At 41.5% G+C, this 23,966-nt stretch carries 16 protein-coding genes; 9 read left to right on the plus strand and 7 right to left on the minus strand.

All coding sequences use genetic code 11. The features are described from left to right. Window positions 1–246 precede the first annotated feature (246 nt). A complete protein-coding gene (locus AAA970_RS07905; RefSeq protein WP_338236657.1) occupies window positions 247–2,268 on the minus strand; it encodes a transketolase family protein in 2,022 nt (673 codons plus the stop codon). 221 nt (window positions 2,269–2,489) lie between these two features. Here AAA970_RS07905 and AAA970_RS07910 point away from each other — a divergent pair, with 221 nt between their 5' ends. From AAA970_RS07910 to AAA970_RS07930, 5 genes are all read left to right on the plus strand, one after another. Further along, window positions 2,490–4,364 (plus strand): LTA synthase family protein, encoded by a 1,875-nt coding sequence (locus AAA970_RS07910; RefSeq protein WP_338236658.1) that lies wholly within the window; start codon window positions 2,490–2,492, stop codon window positions 4,362–4,364. A 617-nt stretch (window positions 4,365–4,981) separates the two neighbouring features. Further along, window positions 4,982–6,979, plus strand: coding sequence for a transglutaminase domain-containing protein (locus tag AAA970_RS07915; RefSeq protein ID WP_338236659.1), 1,998 nt, complete (start codon window positions 4,982–4,984; stop codon window positions 6,977–6,979). Between the two features lie 77 nt (window positions 6,980–7,056). Further along, a complete protein-coding gene (locus tag AAA970_RS07920) occupies window positions 7,057–8,889 on the plus strand; it encodes a DUF3857 domain-containing protein (RefSeq protein ID WP_338236660.1) in 1,833 nt (610 codons plus the stop codon). Window positions 8,890–8,893: 4 nt separating this feature from the next. After that, window positions 8,894–10,798 carry a DUF3857 domain-containing protein gene (locus tag AAA970_RS07925; protein ID WP_338236661.1) on the plus strand — a complete coding sequence of 635 codons (1,905 nt, stop codon included), beginning with the start codon at window positions 8,894–8,896 and terminating at the stop codon, window positions 10,796–10,798. Window positions 10,799–10,808: 10 nt separating this feature from the next. Then, complete coding sequence (locus AAA970_RS07930) at window positions 10,809–12,695, plus strand: DUF3857 domain-containing protein (protein ID WP_338236662.1); 1,887 nt, start codon at window positions 10,809–10,811, stop codon at window positions 12,693–12,695. A gap of 479 nt (window positions 12,696–13,174) precedes the next feature. Here the strand turns inward: AAA970_RS07930 and AAA970_RS07935 are convergent, their stop codons facing one another. Next, window positions 13,175–14,371 carry a BamA/TamA family outer membrane protein gene (locus AAA970_RS07935; protein ID WP_338236663.1) on the minus strand — a complete coding sequence of 399 codons (1,197 nt, stop codon included), beginning with the start codon at window positions 14,369–14,371 and terminating at the stop codon, window positions 13,175–13,177. Between the two features lie 657 nt (window positions 14,372–15,028). On the opposite strand from AAA970_RS07935, the gene AAA970_RS07940 reads away from it, so the two are divergent. Continuing rightward, a complete protein-coding gene (locus AAA970_RS07940) occupies window positions 15,029–17,032 on the plus strand; it encodes a hypothetical protein (RefSeq protein ID WP_338236664.1) in 2,004 nt (667 codons plus the stop codon). A gap of 58 nt (window positions 17,033–17,090) precedes the next feature. Here the strand turns inward: AAA970_RS07940 and AAA970_RS07945 are convergent, their stop codons facing one another. Next, on the minus strand, window positions 17,091–17,240 hold the full coding sequence (locus AAA970_RS07945; RefSeq protein WP_338236665.1) for a hypothetical protein: 150 nt from the start codon (window positions 17,238–17,240) through the stop codon (window positions 17,091–17,093). 796 nt (window positions 17,241–18,036) lie between these two features. Beyond that, window positions 18,037–18,657, minus strand: a complete 621-nt coding sequence (locus AAA970_RS07950; protein ID WP_338236666.1) for a hypothetical protein — start codon at window positions 18,655–18,657, stop codon at window positions 18,037–18,039. Between the two features lie 194 nt (window positions 18,658–18,851). Between AAA970_RS07950 and AAA970_RS07955 the strand changes: the two genes are divergently transcribed. Beyond that, window positions 18,852–19,358: a hypothetical protein gene (locus tag AAA970_RS07955; protein WP_338236667.1), complete on the plus strand. Its 507-nt coding sequence runs from the start codon at window positions 18,852–18,854 to the stop codon at window positions 19,356–19,358. Between the two features lie 443 nt (window positions 19,359–19,801). On the opposite strand, the gene AAA970_RS07960 is transcribed toward AAA970_RS07955, so the two are convergent. The 3 genes from AAA970_RS07960 to AAA970_RS07970 are packed head-to-tail and all read right to left on the minus strand — an operon-like array spanning window position 19,802 to window position 21,806. Further along, on the minus strand, window positions 19,802–20,569 hold the full coding sequence (locus tag AAA970_RS07960; RefSeq protein ID WP_338236668.1) for a S1/P1 nuclease: 768 nt from the start codon (window positions 20,567–20,569) through the stop codon (window positions 19,802–19,804). 50 nt (window positions 20,570–20,619) lie between these two features. Then, window positions 20,620–21,285, minus strand: a complete 666-nt coding sequence (locus AAA970_RS07965) for an HD domain-containing protein (protein WP_338236669.1) — start codon at window positions 21,283–21,285, stop codon at window positions 20,620–20,622. Next, the gene (locus tag AAA970_RS07970) at window positions 21,285–21,806 is read right to left on the minus strand and encodes a gamma carbonic anhydrase family protein (RefSeq protein ID WP_053404943.1); all 522 of its coding nucleotides are present in this window, start codon (window positions 21,804–21,806) and stop codon (window positions 21,285–21,287) included. Before AAA970_RS07970 ends, AAA970_RS07965 begins: the two co-directional genes overlap by 1 nt. Window positions 21,807–21,840: 34 nt before the next feature. Between AAA970_RS07970 and AAA970_RS07975 the strand changes: the two genes are divergently transcribed. Both AAA970_RS07975 and AAA970_RS07980 read left to right on the plus strand, forming a co-directional pair. Next, a complete protein-coding gene (locus AAA970_RS07975; RefSeq protein ID WP_338236670.1) occupies window positions 21,841–23,127 on the plus strand; it encodes an anthranilate synthase component I family protein in 1,287 nt (428 codons plus the stop codon). A 34-nt stretch (window positions 23,128–23,161) separates the two neighbouring features. Next, entirely contained in the window at window positions 23,162–23,950 is a 789-nt protein-coding gene (locus AAA970_RS07980; protein ID WP_338236671.1) for a DUF3298 and DUF4163 domain-containing protein, read from the plus strand. The last annotated feature ends 16 nt before the right edge of the window (window positions 23,951–23,966 follow it).

A 23,966-nucleotide genomic window follows, 5' to 3' on the forward strand; every position in this document is an offset into this window, starting at 1 on the left:
AAATGGAAAGCCGGTAGGATTCAGAAGTACTGCCCCACTACCCTTATCGGGAAGCAAAAAAAGCTCACCGTTCACCGATGAGCTTTTCGTTTTTATGTTAAATAAGATTTGATATCGAAAAACTACAGACTATAGATTGAATCAAGGAGGAGTCAATATAACTTACCTGTATCGAATGAAAAGCATAGAAAAAGCCCGCTGGAGAAACCAGCGGGCTTTACTATTTATATCTTATGAACGCAAATATTAGGCTTTCACTTCCGCCAAATATTCCGTCACTTGCTTCACTACATTTTCACCAGTGAAACCGAATTTCTCATCCAATACCCCTGCAGGCGCAGAATAACCGAAGTGATCCAAACCGAATACCTTACCGAAAGGACCTACCAGGCCTTCTAATGTTACAGGCAAACCAGCCGTCATACCGAAAGTAGGAACGTTCGTTGGCAATACTGCTTGCTGATAAGCTTTATCCTGCGTACGGAACAAACCTTCAGAAGGAGCAGAAACGATACGAACTTTCAATCCGTCGGCTTCAAGCTTTCCAGCACCATCCGCCAAAGTCGCTACTTCAGAACCGGAAGCTACCAAAATTACATCTGGATTCTCCACATCTTTCACGATGTAAGCACCACGCTCAGCACCCAAAGCTTCCGTGTAGGAAACCTGAGATTTGATGTTCTGACGAGAGAAAATCAAAGCCGTAGGCGTCTTGGTGTTCTCCATCGCCATTTTCCAAGCCACTGTGGTTTCATCAGCATCTGCAGGACGCAAAGCCAACAAAGACATATCACCGTGGTGGTTTTTCAATTTCTCCATCAAACGGATCTGTGCTTCCTGCTCGATTGGCTGGTGAGTAGGACCATCCTCTCCTACGCGGAAAGCATCGTGTGTCCAGATATATTTCACTGGCAAGCCCATCAATGCAGACAACCGGAAGGCTGGCTTCATATAATCAGAGAATACGAAGAAAGTCGCTACCGCTACCTGAACACCGCCGTGCAATGCAATACCGTTTGCAATTACCGCCATGGTAAATTCACAAACCCCTGCTTGCAAGAAAGCACCAGAGAAGTCTCCTTTTTTCAATACAGTGGTCTTCTTCAAGAAGCCATCTGTTTTATCTGAGTTAGACAAATCCGCAGAAGAAACGATCATGTTTTCTACGTTCTCTGCCAAGTGACCCAATACGGTTGCAGAAGCTGCACGCGTAGCAACACCTTGCTTTTGCTCAATAGATTCCCAATTGATCGCAGTAGCCTCACCGGAGAAGAATTGCTCCAACTTCGCTGCTAATTCGGGATGTGCTTTCGCCCACTCTGCCTGTGCTGCTTTTTTCTCTGAAGCGTAATCTGCTTTTTCTTCCAATACTTTCGCATAGAAAGCGGCTACATCTTCGAATACTACGAATGGGTTCGCAGCATCACCTCCCAGGTTCTCGATGGTTTTATCCAAAGAAGCACCTGCAGCAGTCAATGGCTGACCGTGAGTAGAAACTTTGCGCTCGAAGCTTTCGCCTTCAGCGGTTACCGCTCCTTTACCCATGATCGTCTTACCGATGATCAAAGAAGGGCGATCATCCGCATTCGCCGCAACCAATGCCTCACGAAGGGCCTCCACATTGTTACCTTCTACGGTAACAACATGCCAGTTCCAGGCTTCATATTTTTTAGCAACATCCTCAGAAGTTACCTCATCCACTTCTGTTGACAGCTGAATATCGTTGGCATCATAGAACATGATCAAGTTCCCCAAGCCTAAGTGACCTGCGATACGACCTGCTCCCTGAGAAATTTCTTCCTGAATACCTCCATCGGAAATGAAAGCATAAGTTTTGTGTGCCATCCACTCGCCAAAGCGTGCTACCAAAAAGCGCTCTGCAATCGCTGCACCTACTGCCATGGCATGTCCCTGACCCAATGGTCCGGAAGTATTTTCAACACCTCGGTCCAAGTCCACTTCAGGGTGTCCTGGAGTTGGGCTTCCCCACTGACGGAAATTTTTCAAATCCTCCATGCTATAGTGCCCCAACATATGAAGCTGGCTGTACAACATCGGAGACATGTGTCCCGGATCCATGAAGAAACGATCGCGGTTGATCCAGCGTGGATCTTTTGGATCGTAATTTAAAAATTCGGTATAAAGTAAGTTAATAAAGTCAGCACCACCCATTGCACCCCCTGGGTGTCCAGACTTTGCTTTTTCTACCATGGAAGCAGAAAGGATACGGATATTATCCGCCGCACGATTTAAGATTTCGTTATTCATCAGTTTTGTAACGTGTTGAAATTGCTCGCAAATATAATCAAAAGCCGACATTTAGCAGGCAAAAAACCAGCCAAAGCACAGAAAAATGGGCGGGGGTCCAATATTTCCCGAAAACCATTGGATTATTTTTAGCTTATTAATAGAGGATCCAACATTAACCAAAAAGAAATGTCATTGCTCTATTATAAAAAATACCAACTTTGGATCAGCTGCGTAAAAATTTGTTTCAATCAAATATAGTATTTACCCTACAACTATTCCTTTTTTGGGTGTTGTTTTTCGGCCTTTGCCGTTCGATTTTCATACTTCATAATTGGGATGCTTTTGAAACCGTTCCCAATGATGAAATTTTCAAATCCTTTTGGAAGGCCCTCCCCCTGGATGCTTCAGCTTCCGGATATTTAATCATTATCCCGACGGTTTTAGGTCTTTTCATGAACCTCTTCGCTGGCGAGGGCACCATCAAAAAGTTTTTATTGTTCTATCATTTATTCCTTATTGGCCTGATCAGTCTGATGTGCAGTGCGGAGCTTTCCCTCTTCGATGAATGGCAAAGCCGACTCAATTATCGGGTATTGGATTATCTGGCCAATCCCGGGCTTATTATTGATTCTCTCAGTTCGGGTATTATCATTACCACCAGCCTCTACTTTTGCCTACTCTATTTCAGTGGAAGATGGGTATTTCACCAATTAATCAAGCGAAAAGCCCGGATCTCAAAGATCGCCTGGCCATGGGCCTTGAGTTCTTTTCTGGTGGCAGGCTTTATTATTGCCTCTGCCATGCGTGGGGGACTGCTACGGGCCATTCCCATTTCGCAATCGGATGTGTACTTTAGCCAAAACGCCATTGTCAATACCGCCACCATCAATGGCCCTTGGGGATTTTTCCAAAGCATTGAAAATAATGCGCAGACTTCTTCCAGGAATCGATTTTCTCATTATTTGAAACCGGAAGAAGCCAATGAAATTTTCCATTCACTCGTCGACATCCCCAAAGACACCACGATATACCTTTTTCAACAGGACCGACCCAATATCGTATTTTTCTTATTGGAAAGCTTTACTTCTGACCTGATTGAACCCCTGGGAGGATTTCCGGAAGTAAGCCCGAACCTGAATGAAATTATTAAGGAAGGTTATACCTTTTCCAACTGCATCACCTCGGCCTCCCGAACCGACCAGGGCATCTCCGCCACTCAGTCCGGCTATCCGGCGCAACCGATGACCTCTATTATCGGGCAGCTTTCCAAGCATAAAAACCTTCCCTCCATTACGCAGGAACTTAAAAAGGAAAACTATTTTTCGGCCTTTTATTACGGAGGACAACTCTCTTATGTCAATATTAAAGCCTGGCTGTATACCTCGGGTTGGGACCATATCGTAGATCAGGCCAACCTGAAGGAGTATCCTAACAAAGGTGGGCTGGGGTATCATGAAGAGGTGTATTTCCAAAAATTCCTGGAAGATGTGGATCAATACCCAAAAGACCAACCCTTTTACACGCTGCTCTTATCGATCAGCACGCATCAGCCCTATGATCAGAAAAGCTTGCGCAACTTTCAATACGGAAAAGACCGAAACCAAATTTTGGATGCCGCGCATTATACCGACCATCAAATCGGGAAATTATTGGAAGCTGCGCGAGAAAAAGACTGGTACGACAATACAATTTTTGTCTTTCTGGCCGATCACTCCGGTATTACCCCCCGGCACTGGCCATTGGACTCCTATCAGCACCGGCTGATTCCCTGGATCTTTTATGGGGAACCGTTGAAAAGAGAATTCCGCGGAAAAATGAATGAGCAGTTAGTTTCGCAGGTTGATGTCACCCAGACCTTATTAAAACAACTAAAAATAGATTCCGACCGATACCCCTTTAGCAAAAATGTGATGAATCCCTATAGCCCGCAATACGCCTACTTTTCCTCTCAGGAGCATATCGGCTGGGCATGCCCGGAGGATTACCTCGTCTACGACTTCAGGACCAACCGGATTACTTATCAAAAAACCACTCAGGACAGTATCGCTTCGCGCAGTCAAAATTATCTGAAAAGCTATATTATTAAACTAAAAGACGATTACCTGAATCGTTAAGAGAATGAAGCAATTGAGTTAACCCTAATTATTCAGGCTCAAAACCTCATTGAGCTGCAAGGCGGGAAAATGGAGGAATTTTTCATATTGCACGCTTTTTTCAAGGAGGCGGATGAATGAGGAGAAGGCAAGCTTGCCCAAATTTGGGCTATAAAAAAATCAGCAGAAATAATCCTACTGAGTTGATTTTAAATTAGTTAAGGTGAGTTACTTAATTTAGCGGTGAATAATTCGGGTTAATTTGGCAATTAATAATCAAAGAAAAACAACCCATTAAACTGAAAATAGCACCTTTTAGCGGTATCGGTAAATTTGTCGGTGAATACATTTAGGCTGATTTTCACAAAAAAGGTCGCAATAAATTGGAAGGAACCGCCCCCCGATTGTAAAGGCGAAATCCCCAATCGCTTTCAAATATTTGAATTTGTACGAATGCTGCGGTTTCTACAACGCTCTTGAAAAAAATGATGCTGTTTATCCACCACCTCCAACCTCAGGAAAAAACTTATCAAGAATGAATATAAAATAGCAATATCAAAAAGGCTGTATTTGCTATATTTCATATAATCTAAAATAATTATTATTTTTAGCGATATTTTACCGAAAATAGCTCCAACATGAAGTATTTTTTCTTTCTTTTATCCCTATTTTTAATATCTACCATCGGCTATTCTGCTGAGAAAGAACTTCCCAAATTTAAAATGGGAAAAGTCTCTGCAGCCTTATTTACCAAAACCTTTGAAGGTGTCGATAATGAAGATGATGCGCTTATCATCTACGACGAGGGAAATGAAATCATTAGCTATACCAAAGATCTGGGTTGGATGCGCTCCTTCAAGCACCACAAAATTATCAGAATTCAAAAAGAAGCCGGCACCCAATATGCCAATATTGAACTGGATATCTACGATCTATCAGGAGGCAGAAAAGATTTGATTAATATCAAAGGATATACCTACAATTTAGAAGGAGGAAAAGTTTCCAGAATAAAATTAAGCAACGATAATATATTAAGAGAAAAAGTAACCGATACTCACTTTAAAAGAAAGATAATGTTCCCCAATGTGAAGGAAGGAAGCATTATTGAATTGGAATATACCCTAAGGACAGACCGCGCCTATGACCTTGAAACCTGGCGTTTTCAGTCTAACATCCCAACGGTTTGGAGTAAACACACGACCACTATTCCGGAATATTTCAAATTCAGCACCCCTACTCAGGGATTTCATGCCCCATTTCATGCTGATAGTAGAACTGCCTCCGGATCCATATCTTTCGGCACCGATAGCCAACCCCTTAACTATGTCAATAACATCCATGAATATGTCTATCACAATCTACCCGCTTTGAAGCCCCAAAAGTTCTCCACGGCTTTGGTCGATTTTTACCAGCAAATTCGCTTTAATCTTAATTATTACAGAAGCCCGGGCGATAATTCCATTCAGAACTTCCTAAACTCCTGGGAAAAGATTTCTAAAGAACTGGAGAATAACGCCCATTTTGGGGGATATTATTTAGCCAAAAAAGGCACCTATAAAGCCATTTTGGAATCCATTGCCCCGCAATCTGAACATTCCTTGGAACAGGTGGTCGCCATTTACGAGTACGTTAAAAACAATTATCAATGGAATAGCAAAAACCGTCTGACGACCAAAGTGAATCATCCTAAAAAATTCATCGAAAGTCAAACCGGTAATGCAGCGGAAATGAATTTATTCCTGGCGGGACTCCTGCACCATGCAGGCTATATGGTAAAGCCGGTATTGGTAAGTACCAGAGACCATGGTCGCCCGAATTTTGCCGTTCCAATCATCGAAGATTATAATTATCCGCTCGTCTTACTTTCGTTCAATAACCAACGCTTGTTCCTCGATGCTACTTCCAAACTCCAGCCATTGGGGCAGGTGCCTTTCCGTTGTTTATCTGATCGGGGACAGCTTTTAGCAGAAAAACATAGCCAGGTGATCGATATCCCCACCGGCCACGGCTGGACCAGCGCCAAACAATTATCCATTAAGCCACAGGAAGACGGAAGTATCCATTATGAAGGAAAAATAATTTCCAAAGGCTACTCCGCCCTTCGCAAAAGAAGTAACCATCTGGGAAAAGAAAATGATGAAATTTTGGAAGCCTATACCAGTAGTCTGCCCGATTTCGAAGTGGAATCAGTGGAGGGTATAGACCTGGAGCATATTTACAAACCATATACAGAAAATATTAGCCTGCGGTATGATGAAGGAGCCGGGGCATTGGGCGAACAAATCTACATCCCCCTTCCTTTCAAGGAAGAGGACAATGATTTTCTGGAAGAAAACAGGGTTATTCCGCTGAATTTTGGCTGTACCATGAAGGATAAATATATGTACCAGATCCATATTCCGGAGGGATATAAACTGGAAAATAAACTGGAACCTGTCCGAGTGAGCTTTCCGGATAAGAAGACCTATTTTCATTTTACTCCTTCTGTTACCAACAACGTTATTACGCTTATTTATGAAGTAAAAACGGGTCATAGCCAATATGAGCCTGACCAGTTCGGATTCTTCAAAACTTTGTATGACGAAGCCCTGCGGGTTTTTGGAGAAGAAATAATCCTTACTAAAACTGCCCTCTAATCATGATCGGTAAAAAAATATTCCTGAGCAGCATGCTAATTACATGCTGCTTTTCTTCCTTTGGGCAAATCAAAAAAATGCCTTATAGTGCTTGGTTCCGGCAACCGGCAGTAGAAAACACCAATGCCAGGATTCATTACGACTCTACTCATATACAGATTAACTCCTCTAAAAGCATGCGGGAGTACCAGAAAAAAGTGCTAACGATCTATAACAAAAAGGCGGAAAAATTAGCCATGCATTACGCCTATTATAACCGAAACTCGGAGATCACCACTTTTAATGCCCGTATTTTGGACGACAGAGGCAAGACGGTACTCAAACTAAAAAAGGCGGACATCATTGACGTCAGCGCTTCCGGTAATAATGATGTAACCGACAGCCGACTGCAATACGCAGAAATGAATCGGGCAAAATACCCCATGCATCTGGAGCTGGAGTATGAGAAAGTATATAAAAAAGGATTTTATAGTATCCCTCCCTGGACGCCACAGGAGGCATTAAAAGTTCAGGTGGATCAATCCATTTATGTGGTAAACTATCCCCAAGACTATGCCTTTGAGACTTTTGAACAATTGCTTGAGGGCAACGAATTTTCGAAAGTCAAACAAATAGAAGCCATCAGGTGGTCAGCGGTAAATCTGCCACCCAAAAAAGAATGGGAGTCGCACTTTCCGGCAAGTAACCAAATCCCTGTTCTGCAATTGATCCCTGAAAGTTTTGAATACGAAAAATGGAAAGGGTCCAATAGCTCCTGGGCTATGTTGGGAAATTGGTATTCGGAGCTGAATCAGGGCCGGGAGGAAATCCCGGAAAAGCTTCAGGCTATAGTAGACCAACTGGTAGCAGGTAAATCGGAAAAAGAAAAAATCCAGGCCATTTATGAATGGGTGCAGGACAATACCCGCTATATCTCTATTCAGGTGGGGATTGGTGGAAATCAAAGCCAAACCGCTGCCAAAACTTTCGATACCGGCTACGGAGACTGTAAAGCGCTTACCACCCTGACGATGGGCATGCTGAAGCATGCAGGCATTAAATCACATCCTGCCCTGGTGTATGGCGGAAGGCAAAATACCATTTTTGAAACTGATCCGGTTATGGACCAGTTCAATCATGTGATTTTGGGCGTTCCACATCCACAAGACACCACCTGGATTGAATGCACCAGCTCAAGCTTGCCCGCTGGCTATTTGGGAACATTTACCGGCAACCGGTATGCCTTATGGGTGGATGGAGCGCAGAGCCAACTGGTCAAAACTCAAAACTTTAAAGCGGAGGAGAATCTGGAGGAACATAAAGCGACCATAAGCATTGATAAGCATCTCAAAGGAACCGTCAGCCTCCACAGCAGCTACCGGGGCCAAAATTATGATTATCTGGAACACCTCAGTCAAAAGAAAGAAAGTGAACTCAAGGATTACTATTATAAACGATTACCCCTAAAATCTTTCCAAATCAATGATTTGAAAATCGAAAACCGAAAGGAAAGCTGCGCTTTTGAAGAACAATTAGACCTTAGCGTTCCGCAGGTTGTGAAAAAAGCCGGGAATCGCCTTTTACTCAGTCCGGGAATATTGTCCGCTGGAGGAAAAAAAATCATCGACAAAGAACGCCATTTCCCTATGATGTTCTTTAACGGCTTTTCCAGCGAGCAGGAAATCATATGGGAAATCCCGGTGGAATATTCCGCCCAAAAACTACCGGAAGAAATTCATTTGGAAAGTGAGTTCGGCTGGTATAAATGCGCCATCACCTGCCGGGACCAACAACTTATTTTCCATAGAACCTATCATCTGAAAGCAGGGCAATACGCACCTGAACTTTATTCGGAATATGTGAAATTCAGAAATCAGATTCGCAAATATGACAATCAAAAGATCAGCTTGATCCAGACGCTTAATCATTAACGGTTTGCAAAAATTTCATTTATTTTTAAAGCTACTTTTCGGAAGCATTTTCCTTATTTTTTCGCATCCTTCCTGCCCGCAGTCGCAGTCAAAGGATGCGGAAAATTATATCGATGAAAAATCTGAAGCACTTGAATTATTAATGGATTGTGTGGTCAGGTGGGAAAATGGCATACACTACCGACACCATTATAAAAGAAAAATCCTCCGGGATAATTATGGGGAGGCGGCAAACATCAAAATCAAATATTTTGCCTTTAAATCCCTGGAGTCCATCCGGGATCTGAAAGCGGTGATCTACACCCCTAAAGGAGACGGCACTTTTCAAAAAAAGGAACTTGCCCCTGAGAATATAATTGAGGTAAATCTGGACAATAAGTACCGACAAGTCAATCTATTATTTCCAAAGGTGCAAAAAGGCGCCATTTTGGAGTGGAAATATACGATTTCCTCTTACTCGTTTTTGGGAATTGGCCCCTGGCACTTTTCCTCCGTCTACCCGATTAAAAAATCTTCCTTCGCCGTAAATATCTACAGCATTCCCTGGCACATTATGCTCCGGGGGAAGGAATTACTCGAAAAATATCAAGGTGATGAGGGCCGCCTGCTTTATCGCTGGGAAATGGAAAACATTAAAGCTCAAAATCAAAATATTCCTTTCTTAGATAATGTTCAAAATTATTCCAATTCCGTGACCTTACACCAAGGAAGACTCCAGGCTGTGTCCCGGAAAAAAAAAGGGAATTCCAATCATTTTACCAATAGCCCAATCGACACACTTTGGCTACCACAACAGCTCAATACCATCGTCACCGACATCTTTATGGCTGGGGAAAGTCCTAAGTATAAAAACGAATCCCATGCCTATAAAAAATATTTCGAAACTCATTTCCCGGATTCCATCGCAGGGGATGCCTTAAAAATCATCGACTGGTATAAAAATGAATTCAAATGGAATAATTCCTATTCTTATTCGGCCAGCCAACCGCTAAGGTCATTTTTAAAAAAGAAAAGCGGTAATGATACAGAGATGGCCTTAGGCCTATTTGGCTTTTTAAAATCACAGGGTTTTGAATCCGAAATGATCCTCTCCGCCCCTACCCAACACATTAAAATACAACCGGAATACCCTTTCTTGCCGAACTTTTCGGCCATGTTCCTCCGGCTCAAACTTAATGAAGAGTGGACTTATATCGACCCTTGCCAACCGCATTTACCCCCGGGCTTTATTAATCCCAATTATCTGGAAAATGCCGCCATTTGTTGTTCGGAAACTCCATGGATCATCGAAAGCCTCTCGGATAAAGGCCGAAGCCAGGTGTTATGGAATATCGTTCTTGACCTGAAAGCGACTCAGCCTAAATACCAGATAAAATTAAGAGCTAATGGGCATAAGATGCAAGAAATCATCCCTCAGCCTAAGCGTTATATTGCCCGCCGCCTCAACATACAGCCGGAAAACATTGAACAATTCTCCATAGTAAAAAATGAGAAAGGGATTCAGATCGAATGTTACGCAGCTTATGATTCGGAAGGGGAATCCACCTTAGCCGTACTCCCTTTTAAATCCTTTACAAAAAATCCATTTGCCTCTGACAAGGAGAGAATTTATCCGATAGATTTGGGCTATCCTGCAAGTGAAAAAATAATATTCAATGTATTATTTCCAAAAACAATAGTCCCCCTCTCGTCACCTGATGAACAAAAGTACCTATTACCCAATAAAATGGGCGGCTTCACCTTAAAGAGTGCCTATATGGGAAACGCATTAACAACCATTAGTCATTTTTATAACAATCAACGCTTTTTACCGGCTGAATTTTTTCCCATTCTTCGTCAATTATCAGAAGATCTCATGGCTTTGCAGGAGCAGGTCATCCTACTGAAAAATAATCCCAATAAACAATAAGACATGTGTTATGAAACGCCTTTTTTTATACTTCAACATTTTTTGCTTACTATTTACGGCCAGCCCTTCCTGGGCCAAAGCCCCAAAATTTGGCAAGCTCAGCAAGGAAGAACATAACTTAATTACGGTAGATTTTGAACCCGAAGCCGACGCCGTGGAACTGTTTCAAAACTGTAAAGTTACCTTTGGCCCTGCCGTCTTCCATAAAAAACATTTCCGAAGAAAATTACTCACTGATCAAGTAGAGGAATCAGGAAAGGTGGAAATCATTTTCTATCATCATCAGGATATGGAAAGTATTCATAGCTTAAATGCCTTGGTGCACATTCCGCAGCCTGATGGAAGTTATACCAAAATCAAGTTGAGTAAGGAACAAATGCCCACAGCGGAAATTTCCGAACTTAGAAGTAAAGTTTCCCTGATCTTCCCTCAATTACAAAAAGGTGCAATCATTGAGTGGGAATACACTTTGGCCTCCAAGCGGTTCTTTTTCATCGGTCCATGGAATTATTTATCGCGCTACCCCATTTTAAAATCCACCTTTTCCTTTTTAGCGCCTTCTTACCTGAAATATCAAATGGTCATGAAAGGCAATGAAATGACAGAAAAATACGCCAATAAAAACACCAATACCTGGACTTTAGAAAATATCAAAGGTTATGACCCCAATGCTCGATTTGTAGACAATCCTTTCAACTATGCCAATAAGCTTTCCCTTCAATTAAAGGAATACCCTGCCAGTGGAGCAATGGGAGGAACTGAAATGAAATCTTATGTGCATGACATTCAGGACCTGGCCAATGAACTTCGGAAAAGCGGGAACAATTATAGATTTTTGCGCAAAGTGACTTCCCTGGCGGAAAGCATGCCTGTGAACGTCAATGACTATGAGGGCATCGAAAAGGCAAAGTTCATCTTAAGGGAAGTACAAAATAAATATCAGTGGAATGACATGTACAGTTCCTCCGCCAGGAGAACGCCGGCACAATTAGCCAAAGAGAAGAAAGGTAATTCTGCGGAAATCAATCTGGTGTTGTATTCCATTTTAAAGTCCTACGGACTGGACGCCCAATTAATGGCCACCTCGCCAACCCAACATGGCTTTATTACGAAAGTAGGCGCATTTCGGGATCAATTCAGCACCTTTATTGTGGGCATCCCAGCGGAACATGGATGGCATTTTATGGATGCTACCCAGCCCTCTTTACCCATGGGCTATATCAATCCCGATTGCTGGAATAATCAGGCGTTGGTATGTGAAAGTAAAGCGAGCTGGATAGAAAACCTAGAACCCAAATCCCCAAGTAAATCCCTTTGGAGTTTGTACTTAAACCTCAACGAAGAAAATCCTCAATATCAGGTGACCCTTAGTCTAATTGGCAATTGCATCGATAACATCACTGGAGGAGTATCGGAATATATTGCCCGAAAATTCCATATTAATCAGGAGGAAATTGCGGATTTAAAGGTAGAACATCAATTTAAGCAAACTAAAATCACCTGCAGCCTTCCCTACCAGTCAGAAGCCGCGGATTTACTCCCTTTGATCCCGATCAAAACGATGGATGAAAATCCCTTTCAATCGGATAAAGAGCGAAATTTACCGCTCGATTTGAACTATGCTTACTCCGAACAAATCATCCTAAATTATGTACTTCCCACGGACCTAAAGGCCGCTAATCCTCCGGAAAATATCCGCATCGCACTCCCTAATAAAGCCGGGAGTCTTACCCTGCTCACCCAGATCAATCAAAACTCGGTAGCGGTAAGTTCCAAATATGTACAACAATACCGATTCCTGAATGCCAACTACTACCCTTATCTCCGAAATATGGCGGAAGAAGTCATCAACCGACAATCCGCCTATCTGACCATTGAGAAAAATCAGGCCAATTAGCAATAATCCGTTTCGAAAAATCCCCACTTTCCAGTGGGGATTTTTTGTTTTTCAAGAAAAATCGGATTTTCATTAAGCCGAAAAATTCATGCTTAAATCCTCGTTTAACTGCAAGGCGGGAAAAATGAAGGAATAGTTTCCTATTTCGAGTTTTTTCCAACGAAGCAGATGAATGAGGAGAAAGCAAGCTTGCCCAAATTTGGGCTATAAAAAAATCAGGAAAAATGAGCCTATTGAGTTGATAATAATTAAGTTAAGGTGAATTACTTAATTTAGCGGTGAATAATTCGGGTAAAGCCGGATGGTACGTTTTAACCACGCCCTCAATCAACCGCAAAATTTTAAAGCATACTATAGCCTATTTTTTAAATCAACAGGCAAATATCACCCGCTGAGAAAAAGGCGTAATAAAAGATGCAGTCTGAAGAAATCCTTGGAGAGCTCCTCTCGAAAGTCAGCATTTGTGGCTGCTACCTTATTTAAAAGGATTCCGTGATGCCGAAATAAAATACCGAGCCCGTTTTGCCATAGGCATAATCAAATTTTAGATTCAACCGCTCATATGGGAGCAATCTATACCGAACTCCCGCCGCAACAGCAGGCAACCATTCTGCATCCTTAAAATCCTTCGACATACCGGAGGAATGCTTGCTACTTCCAAAAACTTTACCTGTAGATACAGCGGCGACAAATCCCAATTTACTATTCAGCCAGGGAGTTTCCTTCCTGTATTCGACCTCCATATTCACCAGGTTTCGATCATTATATCGTCCTGTTTCATATCCTCGTTGAGCGATGCCTCCGGCACGCCCATAAGAAGACCAAAAAGAGCGGGAAGCATCTGCAGAAATAAACCTCCCAAATGCATGCACAGCCAACACATTACTCACATTATCCCCTAAGGTGAAAAATTGACGGTAATCGGCCAGAAAAATATTTTGCTTGTCTGAGCCAAGCATTTGATCCATGCTCACCTTTACAATCATTCCGGAATATGGATAATTTACATTATCCCGGGTATCATAGCTCAATGCATAACGCAGGCCGTGCATATGTTCAAATTCATCTCCAAAATGATTTTTATCGAGCAATTCTTGTGAAGCGGAGTCCCGTCCTTCTACCAGGCGGCCATTATATTGATAACCCAGCCCCAAATAGACTCTGGAAAAGATTTTCCGTTCTACCATGAAATTCCCGATCGCTATATTGGTCGTTACTTTGGCTAATCCCATGGGGGCTTCCTCCTGCCCCGGAGCAGTGGATAAATACATTTCCGTATTAAAAGCGCCATAAAACCCAAATGCGGTTAATCGCCACAGATCTTCTTTCAAATAAATCTTATTAAAAACTCCCGCCATCCAGCTGTTGTTGGTGGTGTAATTCGCCATAGCGCCAGAGGTAGAAGGCGGAGATTTTAAATCCCCTTTAGAGGGATAATAATTAATGAGATTAATCAATGAAATACCCCATTTTGAAGCGGGGTCATAAGAGGGTAAAGGCACAAGATTGTATTTAACCCCTTTACGTTCCTTTTTGTCATCAAAAATTTGACGACCGTGCTCATCTTTTTTCACCTCTTCCTTCTCTTGCCCTACCGGTAATTGAGCAAAAGCGCTTAATGTGGAAAAAGTTAAAATTAAAAATGAAAATAGTACTTTTTTTGTTTTATTTAACATGACATAATTTTTCAAAAAGCTAATCTGCCTAAAGACCAGCCATTGAGCTCATCAAAAAATCATCCAAATTTCATCACTTTGTTGAATTTCATTAAAATATAATTCAACGCTCTCTTTTTTCTAATAAAGAAGGTTTTAGGCTCATGTCGAATAGATCTAACCCAAACGACACCTCTACTCCAAACAGAATTAATCCATAATCCTGCTTATTCAAAAAAGGGTGGAAGAATAAAATTACCCTAAGCCCGATCCAATTAGCATAAAAAATTGATTTTGCACTACAGCCCGATACTCATATAGAATAACCAAAAGAAAATACTAAAAAAATGAGGGTAAATATTCAAATCAGCGATCATAAAACCCCACAACCAACTGACCTACAATTGGATACAAAACCCCATTAACTTCTCCAGCAAAATCCCCCATAATGACAAGAGAAAATCTAACCGTCTACAACTTGCATAATTCTCACATTATCGGGCAAGCGAACTACTTAAACAAGCTGTTTATTAGTGGGGTAAAGGATTCAATAAGATATTTGCAATAATTAAAGAAATTAGTATAAGATGCTATATTTATAATTAAACCAATAAAAAATTTACGATATTCAAGTAATATTGTGTACACGATCTCATGAAAAAACTGCTCCTCCTTATATTGATAAGCACTCAAGCCGCGCTGGCCTTTGCTTCAGGCAACAACAATGTTCCTGAATCTACTTTTGGGACTATCAATAAAAATCTAATTACTGACAGCGTCTCCAGCTTCTTACATCAGGATCAGGCGGCCATATTATGGGATCAGGCCAATTTTGAAATAAAACCCACAGCGCTCTCCGGTAAGTTAACCGCCACGGTAACCATTCACCGTCAAATTTTGATTCAGAACATGGAAGCCGCCCAATCTTTATTGAATTTTATCATTAAACTGCCTCAGCACACGGAGGGTGAACTCGATCAGTTTAGATCAAAATGGTACAAATTATCAGAAGGACAATTTTCTCCGATCAAGACGGATATTCATCATATTAAAAAAGCCAATACGCGTACTAATTTAGCCTATTCGATCAATATTGATGGAATTTCAGGTCCTTGCATATTGGAATACGAATATACTTACCATTACAGAGACAATCTTCATCTGCCGGATTGGAGCTTTCAAGCTGAATTTCCTACGCTCTGGTCTATTTTGCAGGTTCAGTATCCGGAAAATTTAACTTATAATTTCAGTCCAAGGGGAAATTTAGATTTTCACACCTCCTCCCAGCAAAGCCTGACTGCTCGTGTTAAAATTCAAGAAGACAAAAAGAAGGTAAAACACGATTACAATATTGAGCGTCGGAAATTTATTATTCATCAGGCTCCCGCAATCAAACCTGTGGCTCATGCCACCTATGTTCAAAATTACTTTCAAAGAATGAACATTTATCTGATGGAAGTCGCTCCTTTTTTAAATGAAGGCGAGCGAATAGAAGTTGCTAAGGATTGGGAGGACATACAGCAATACCTGATTTCTATGAGCAAATTTGGTAAATTCTATCTCCGCCATCAGGAAGAATATGAAAAGCTACTGCGGGAAATTGGAGTTACCGCTGCCGATGAAGAAAATTTGCAGAAGATTTATGAATACGTTACGCAACATGTGAGGTGGAATAATAAATTTCGATTGATTGCCAGAGCAGATGGCCCATCCGAATTATTGGATAGGCGTGACGGTAATTCAGCAGATATCAACCTGACCATTTTGGGCCTGGCACATCATGCTGGATTTAATGCCACCCCCTATATCTCCTCTATCAGACAAAAACCTCTGGCCAACCCAAACTTCCCGACTTTAACAGATTATCATTACGTTTGCCCCATTATTTCAATTAATGGACAGCGCATATTCATCGATGGGACTAGTCCATACCGAACGATGGGAGAGCTTCCACTGGCATGTGGAGTGAATGCGGGAAAGCATTTAACCCAACCTCAGGTCAAAACAATCAAGCCGATTATCGGAAGGGGATATTTTATGGAGCAATCAACCCAAATTTCCACTGAAAACCAACGAAGATTCTCCTATAAAAACGAATATATTTCGGAAGGCATTACGGCTTACGAACGAAGAAAACATCGCTCTGAAAAGCCACAAAATTACCAGATTAAAAAATGGACGATCCCTCACTTTTTCACTATTATAAGTAACCGGGCACTAAATCTGGAGAAAGTACAAGAACCCCTCAAAGAAATATTTGAATTTGAAGTAGAAGAGGCCGACTATCATTCAGAACAAATCAACATCTTCCTTCCGGTAGAGTTTGAAGCTCATCAAATACGAACTACGGACAGAAACATTCCGCTGGATTTAGGGGCTCCCTTGCATCAAAAAATCACCTACCACATCCCAATTCCAAGGGGTTATCAGTTACAACACCAATTTTTCAACCAAAAAATTCAGCTTAGTGGTGGTTTAAATTACTTTTCCTGCACCCTGCTTCCTGAAGCAGAAAGCTTAACTTTGATTTTCGAATTGGAATTATCGGATAGTATCTATCCTTTGACTGCTTTTCCAAAACTTAATGAAATGATTAACGCTTGGGAAGATATCTCGACCTCCCCTATCGTTTTGAAAAAGCGCCCCAACACCATAGCAGAGGAAGCTGTTGAAGAATATTAAAGCGCCCGGATTTTCTTGTTTAAACCCTCGTTTAGCGGTAAGGCGAAAATAAAAGATTTTATCCTGTTTCGAGTTTTTCCAAAGCAGCAGAGGAATGAGGAGAAAGCGAGCCGACCGCAATTTGTGCTATTTGAAAATCAGTAAAATCAATCCCAACAAACTGATCAAAACCTGCTTTGTGTGGCTCACGAAACCACGGCTTTTTCATAAAACTACAAATGGGCAAATTATTGGAATGAGCTTGTTCCCAGGGAGGGTCTATTTGATTTGAGCGCTTGTTTATGAGTTAGATTACTATCTTTTACAGTATTGATATTATGGTATAAAATCTTCCACATCAACAGCCCGGCCTTGATCAATGGGCGGATAGACAAGGGGTCTGCTGGCAACTAGAAGGCATCACAGCGACATTTTAGCAATATTTTCACCAGTCTTTTGCCCTCTCCAAATGTCGCCTTGATGGATTCCGTCAGCAGGTTCTTTGTTCCGCCAATATTGATCACAGCCCTGATTTTTTTGCTTCGTTTGTTATCAAGAAAAAATGAAAAAGAAACCCATGAATATTAAATATAAGGTATTAAATGGCTGATCTATATTTTTATGAAAAAGCCCTGCTTACGAAACCTATTGAGGAATAAATCGGATTAAATTTGACAAGTGGAAATAATTTCGCCTTCAGCAATTTATATCCTTTACTAAGAGCATGCTTAATAGCGCACCATCCGACTGCAAATTCAAATTATTGGAAGTGATTTTGGATAATTGCTCAACAATAGCGCATCTATTCTCTCAAAAATAATCCGGTATCGCTTCTGCTATAATCAAATTTTCATTACGAATTTTGACTTTTAAACACGCTTTAAATGAAGGGGTGCGTAATTTTTAATGACCACAAAAAGCTAATACTCCCTGAACATCAAAAAATAACCATTGATTCAGAGAAGGTTTTACTTTTACTGGCAATAAAGGTAGCATAAGGCACCCCTTCGTATACTATGATTTACTTATTCGTGAATTGAATAGATTGTCTGCGGATTTTGAAACCTTTGACAAGCACTCCAAATCAAATAGGCGATCACCCCTATTCCTACGGCCCAAACGCCCTCTACCCCTAAAAACTCAAAGGCCATGGTCATCAGTTTTTTAATGCCCCGATTTCTACCACTGTAAGAAATCTCCTCCCCGCGGGCCAAAGCGGCATTAGTGGTTAATCCCAACCAAATCATGCCTCCAACAAATGCCATCCAAAACGCATTTATGGCCAGTGGCAACCATTTTTTTTCAGCTCTTTGCGTTGTTACAAAATTTCGACTGTCCTTCAATTGCTGTATAACATAAGCCCGGTCTTCTGTATTGGCCATCACCACCGATTTGCTCTTTTCTTTGCCCTCGGCATTTCGAAAAAATATTTCCAAAGCGTATTCCTCTTCCCGGTAATCCAGTCTTATTACTTGACTTAGGGGGATTCTGCTTAAATTTTCGAGCATTCCCTTTTTCTCCAGAGATTTTAGTACACTCTCTGCTGTCTTGTGCTTTTTATCACTAATGATAATTTCCTCGCTGGTTAAAGCAAGTACTTTATTATGCTTTTCATTTAAGGGAAAAACGGTGATGGTCAATTCCATAGGTCAATAATTTGTGTAAAATTTAATTAAAGATAGAAAAAATATAAATTAAATACCTAAAATATAGATTAAAATATAAATAAATTCCCATTACTTTCATTGAAATATTACATAAATATAGCCAAACGACTGATTATCACTTTTATACCACCAATCAATAGGCTATATTATATACAGCTAATTATACCTTTATCATGAAAAAATTTAACCTCCTTATTTTTTTACTTATTTACATGGGAGCATGTACGAAAGATCCTAAACCACTCACCAGAACCGACATAGAGGAAAGTATCATGGTGTGGGAGCGTTTCAAAAAAACGAATGCCAACTCTTATTTCTTTACCAGTGTAACCTCCTCCTTCTCTTCTTTGAAAACAGAAAGCACCATTTTTGTTGCCAACGGGAATATTATTCGAAAGGATTATTATGCCACTTACCGAAATGATAATGGTGATTGGGTAGAAGAACGCTTTCAGGAAACAGGAAGTAATGTGGGACAATCTCCCCAAGGTTTGGCTCCGATGACCATGGATGACATCTATAAAATGGCACTAGAAAAATGGCTAAAACCTGATGTGAAAGCGGAAGTCGTATTTGAAACCGACAGTAAGGGAATCCTCTCGAAGGCCGGTTATTATCCGGAAGGATGTCGGGATGACTGTTTTGAAGGGATCATCATAAAAACAATATCACCTTTATAAGCAGCCCGGTACTTTAATAAATAAGTGTTACTAGCAACCCCTATTTTCACTGTAATAAAGGATTACTGAAAGCAGTATGGAATCTTTATTTCAATCATGGGACCACTAAATCGGGGATCACCTTTTAATAAAGCCGCATTTCGTAAAAAACACCGGCTATAAATCCGGATTATTCAGGATTAAATCCTCGGATAGCGGGAAGGCGGCTAAATGAAGCAATATTTTCCTATTTCGAGTTTTTTTCCAAAGAAGGAGGAGAAAGCAAGCTTCTCCAAATTTGGCTTATTGAAAAATCGATAAATTTATTCAGGACGCTATGTTAATGGGGTATGCTAGCCGATTTAATAAATCTAGCGTTAGAAAATTCTGTTTTAACCGGAAAGCCAAAAAAAATCCTCTGAAGGCAGCCCTCAGAGGATTGTTATTATGTTAAATCCAGTAGATTAACCGAATAACTCATTCAGGTAGCCAGCCAGACGAACGCCACCCTTAAGAATCTGGTGATACATCACATCTTTATAATCATAAACGTAACGGTAACCAAAATTCCCGTCCCCAACATTGTCATACAACTCATTGGCGATCAGGTGCGACTCCTCTACCCAATCCAATACCTTGGCAGATTGCCATTCCTTGACTTCAGCCTCTTTGGCAATTCCTACATGGCGCGCCAATTCGGTATAGCTTAAATCCAGATAATTGATAATATCTGAATCCCAAACACGGTGCAGGTTAGAGTCCTTACGGAACCACTTTACTTTCACCATGTTTCCACCTAAATCTTCGGCATGGCCAACGTGCATCGGCTGATGTAAATCTCCCACTATATGAACAATATAACGGAATGCTTCACGTTTTTTCTCTACCGTGGCATTCGGATCCTTCAAAATAGAAGACATCAACTCCAAAGCCATCACCGCATCGCCTTCCGGATTTTTTGTTGAACGCTCATAAGTCTCATCTCCTTTCATGTTCACGTAATGATAAACATTACAAGAATCATAGGCGTGATCTGACTTCACTTCATCTGCCCAGGTAGAAGCCATGGCCAGATTCTCATCACCCATTAACGTCAGGATAGCCTTGCGCGCTTTACTGGAAAGGTGTTGCTCCGCAATTTCACCTACGGCGCGGTGACCGTTAGCCCCCCAACCGAATGACTGCCCTACCAGAGCGACCATCATCAGCACTACCAAATTTAGTTTCTTCATCAATCTCAGATTTGTTTCATTCTTCTAATAATGCAAAGAAAGCGGAAAAATTATTTCTTCCCATCCCATTCCGCATAAAATCGCATTAGAAAGTCCTCCATAAAAGCATGGCGATCTTCAGCAATCACTTTAGCGGCATCGGTGTTCATCCTTTCTTTTAAAAGCAACAGCTTCTCATAGAAATGGTTAATGGTACTTCCCCTGCTATTTTTATAGGATTCAAAATCTTTATGCAGGACTGGCTCCTGCTCCGGATCATGCATCGGGTTCCCCACACTGCCTCCATAGGCAAAAGTACGGGCCACACCAATGGCGCCAATAGCATCCAGACGGTCTGCATCCTGCACGACCAAACCTTCGATAGATTCCATTTTGTTTTCTACCCCGGCTCCCTTATAAGAAATATGTTCAATGATGTGAACCACCGCAGCAATGTCCTGCTCGGCAACACCGAGCCCCTCCATATACTCGCGGGCCACCCTCGGACCCACGGTCTCATCTCCATCATGAAATTTAAAATCAGCAATATCATGCAGCAGGGCACCCATTTCAGAAATAAACATATTTGCTTTCGGTACCCCCTGCAAAATCAACTTTGTATTTTTCCAGACCCGATAAATATGCCACCAGTCATGACCGGTGCCTTCTCCCAAAAATTTCTCCCGCACATAAGCGGCGGTTTGTTCAACCCACTGCTGCTTTTGATCTTCCTTCATTATTCTTCCTCTTTATACCAGGTCGCGTATTTTTGGTAATAGTTTTCACCAATGCGCTGAATCATTTCCTTACGATCCCCAATTTCCTTCACTTTCTTCGCCGGAATGCCCGCATAGATGGTACCGGATTCTACTACTGTATTTTCCAAAACTACGGCCCCGGCCGCTACGATCGCACCTTCTTTCACCACTACACCGTCCAGAAGCACCGAATTCATCCCGATCAGGCAATTGTCTTCAATGGTACAACCGTGGATCATGGCTTTATGGCCAATGGTTACATTAGAACCAATCGTAGTCGGATGAGTTTGGTAAGAACAATGGATACAAGCCAAGTCCTGAATATTGGTATTATCCCCCACTTTAATATAATGCACGTCTCCACGAACCACTGCATTAAACCATACGGAGCAATTGTCTCCCAACTCTACTTCCCCAATTACGGTGGCATTGTCGGCTAAAAATACATTTTTCCCAAATTTAGGGCTTACATTTCCTCTGATGGTCTTTATTAGTGCCATAGCTTTTTTACTTTTGTGAAAAAATTAAACATCCTTGAAAAGAAATCAGCTTTCCTTTCCTTCCTTTTCGGAAAAACAATTACTGCAGTGGGCGGCCAGCTACGAACAGCTTTTGTTTTTAAACCCCAATCATTATGGGCAACAGGAAAAATTTTCCCATTTCCCCAAAATGCTGGCCGTGGGCGCAAAAGCTACCCTACATATTCCCGAAGGTGGAAAGGCCAAAGCTTTCGAGCAACTTAAAGCTTTCCACCAAAAGCATGGCGACTGGCTGTTTGGCCACCTGAACTACGACCTGAAAAATGAGGTAGAGGATATGAAAAGTCGACACAAGGCCAAAACCGAATTCCCAGACCTCCATTTTTTCGTTCCGGAGCATCTTTGCTTTTTCGAAAAAGACGGCGTAAGAATAGAAACTTATAGTTCCCCAAGCAAGCTAAAAGAGGAAATATTGGCCACCAAGATAGCCGATAATCCGCAACTGACTAAGCTTCACTTTCATCCGCAAATTTCGCAGGAGGCTTATTTAAATATGATCGACCGGCTTAAGGAACACATCCGGCAGGGAGATTTTTACGAAATTAATTTCTGTCAGGAATTTATTGCAGAGCAGGCCGAGATTCAACCGGTACCCGCCTATTGGGCATTAAATGAAATGTCGCCCATGCCCTTTTCAGCCTTTTACAAACTGAAGGACCAATATGCCATGGTAGCCTCGCCAGAGCGCTATGTCAAAAAAGTGGGGCATCAGATTTATTCAGAACCGATTAAAGGCACCAGCCGAAGAAGAACGGATCCATTGAAAGATCAGGAGCAAATCAATTATCTGAAAACTTCTGAAAAGGAAATGGCGGAAAACATGATGATTGTGGACCTGGTTCGGAATGATTTGGCCCGAACGGCCATCCCAGGGACTGTTCGGGTTCCGGAGCTGTTCGAAGTGTATTCTTTTCCGCAGGTGCATCAACTGATTTCAACCATCAGCGCCACTATGGCTCCGGAATACCACTGGACAGATGTACTGGAAAATTCCTTCCCGATGGGTTCCATGACCGGTGCGCCGAAAATCTCCGTGATGCAACATGCCGACCAATATGAAAGTGGAAGGCGGGAATTATATGCCGGCACACTGGGCTATGTGAGCCCTGAAGGAGACTTCGATTTTAATGTAGTGATCCGCAGTCTTTTTTATAATGACCAAAAGAAATTCGCCCATTATTGGGTGGGCGGTGCCATTACCATTGATTCGGAAGCCGAGGATGAATACCGGGAGTGTCTGCTAAAAGCCAAAGCGATTCAAAGTATCTTTTCAAAAAATTAAAATGAATTCTAAGCCCTCAAAACCTATCAACCTTATGAAAAATTTCGGACTGATTGTCATGTGCCTCCTTACTGGACTCATCGCATGCGAAACCAAGAGCAACAAGGAGGAGCATTTCGAGCAAAATGCCCTTGAATTTGAAACATTAACCTTTCGAGTAGACGAAAAAGATTGTGAAGAAGAGGAAAAGAATGCCTGCACCTATTTTGAGGTGGAATTACCTTATATCACGAAAGCAACATTATCCGGGAAGGAGGAAAGATTTAATCAGGCCGTGATGGACTTCTTTGAGGAAGATAGTATAAAATCGGTCAAGGAAATTTCGGCATTTATAGAAAATGACATGGTCATCTATGAAGAATTTACTGAATTTTTAGGAGATAATAGAACCAAATGGTTTTATTCAAAAAAAGTAGATTTAATATATACCACCCCTCAATTATGGTCCTTTCACTTTACGCAAGAAGAATATTTGGGAGGCGCACATGGAAATACTTCCCATCAGTATAAAGTAATTAATAGTGCCACCGGCCAAAAACTCACTTTAACCGATTTATTCCGACCAGATTTTCTCCCTGAATTAACCGCCATGGGCGAAGCCGCTTTTAAAGAAGCAAGAGGCATTTCAGACTCCACCTCTTTATCATCTTCAGGGTTTCAATTCCCCAAAAATGAATTTGAACTCAACAATAATTTTGGCTTAAGCGAGGAAGGTATTCGTTTTTATTACAATCCTTATGAAATAGGCCCCTATAGCCTGGGTGCATCTTTTTTTGACCTGCCCATGGAACAAATAAAAGCAGGTCTGAAATTTGATATTTAAAGCGCCAGTTCTCCCG

The sequence above is a fragment of the Persicobacter diffluens genome (genome assembly GCF_036244895.1).
In the GTDB taxonomy this organism is placed as follows: domain Bacteria; phylum Bacteroidota; class Bacteroidia; order Cytophagales; family Cyclobacteriaceae; genus Persicobacter; species Persicobacter diffluens.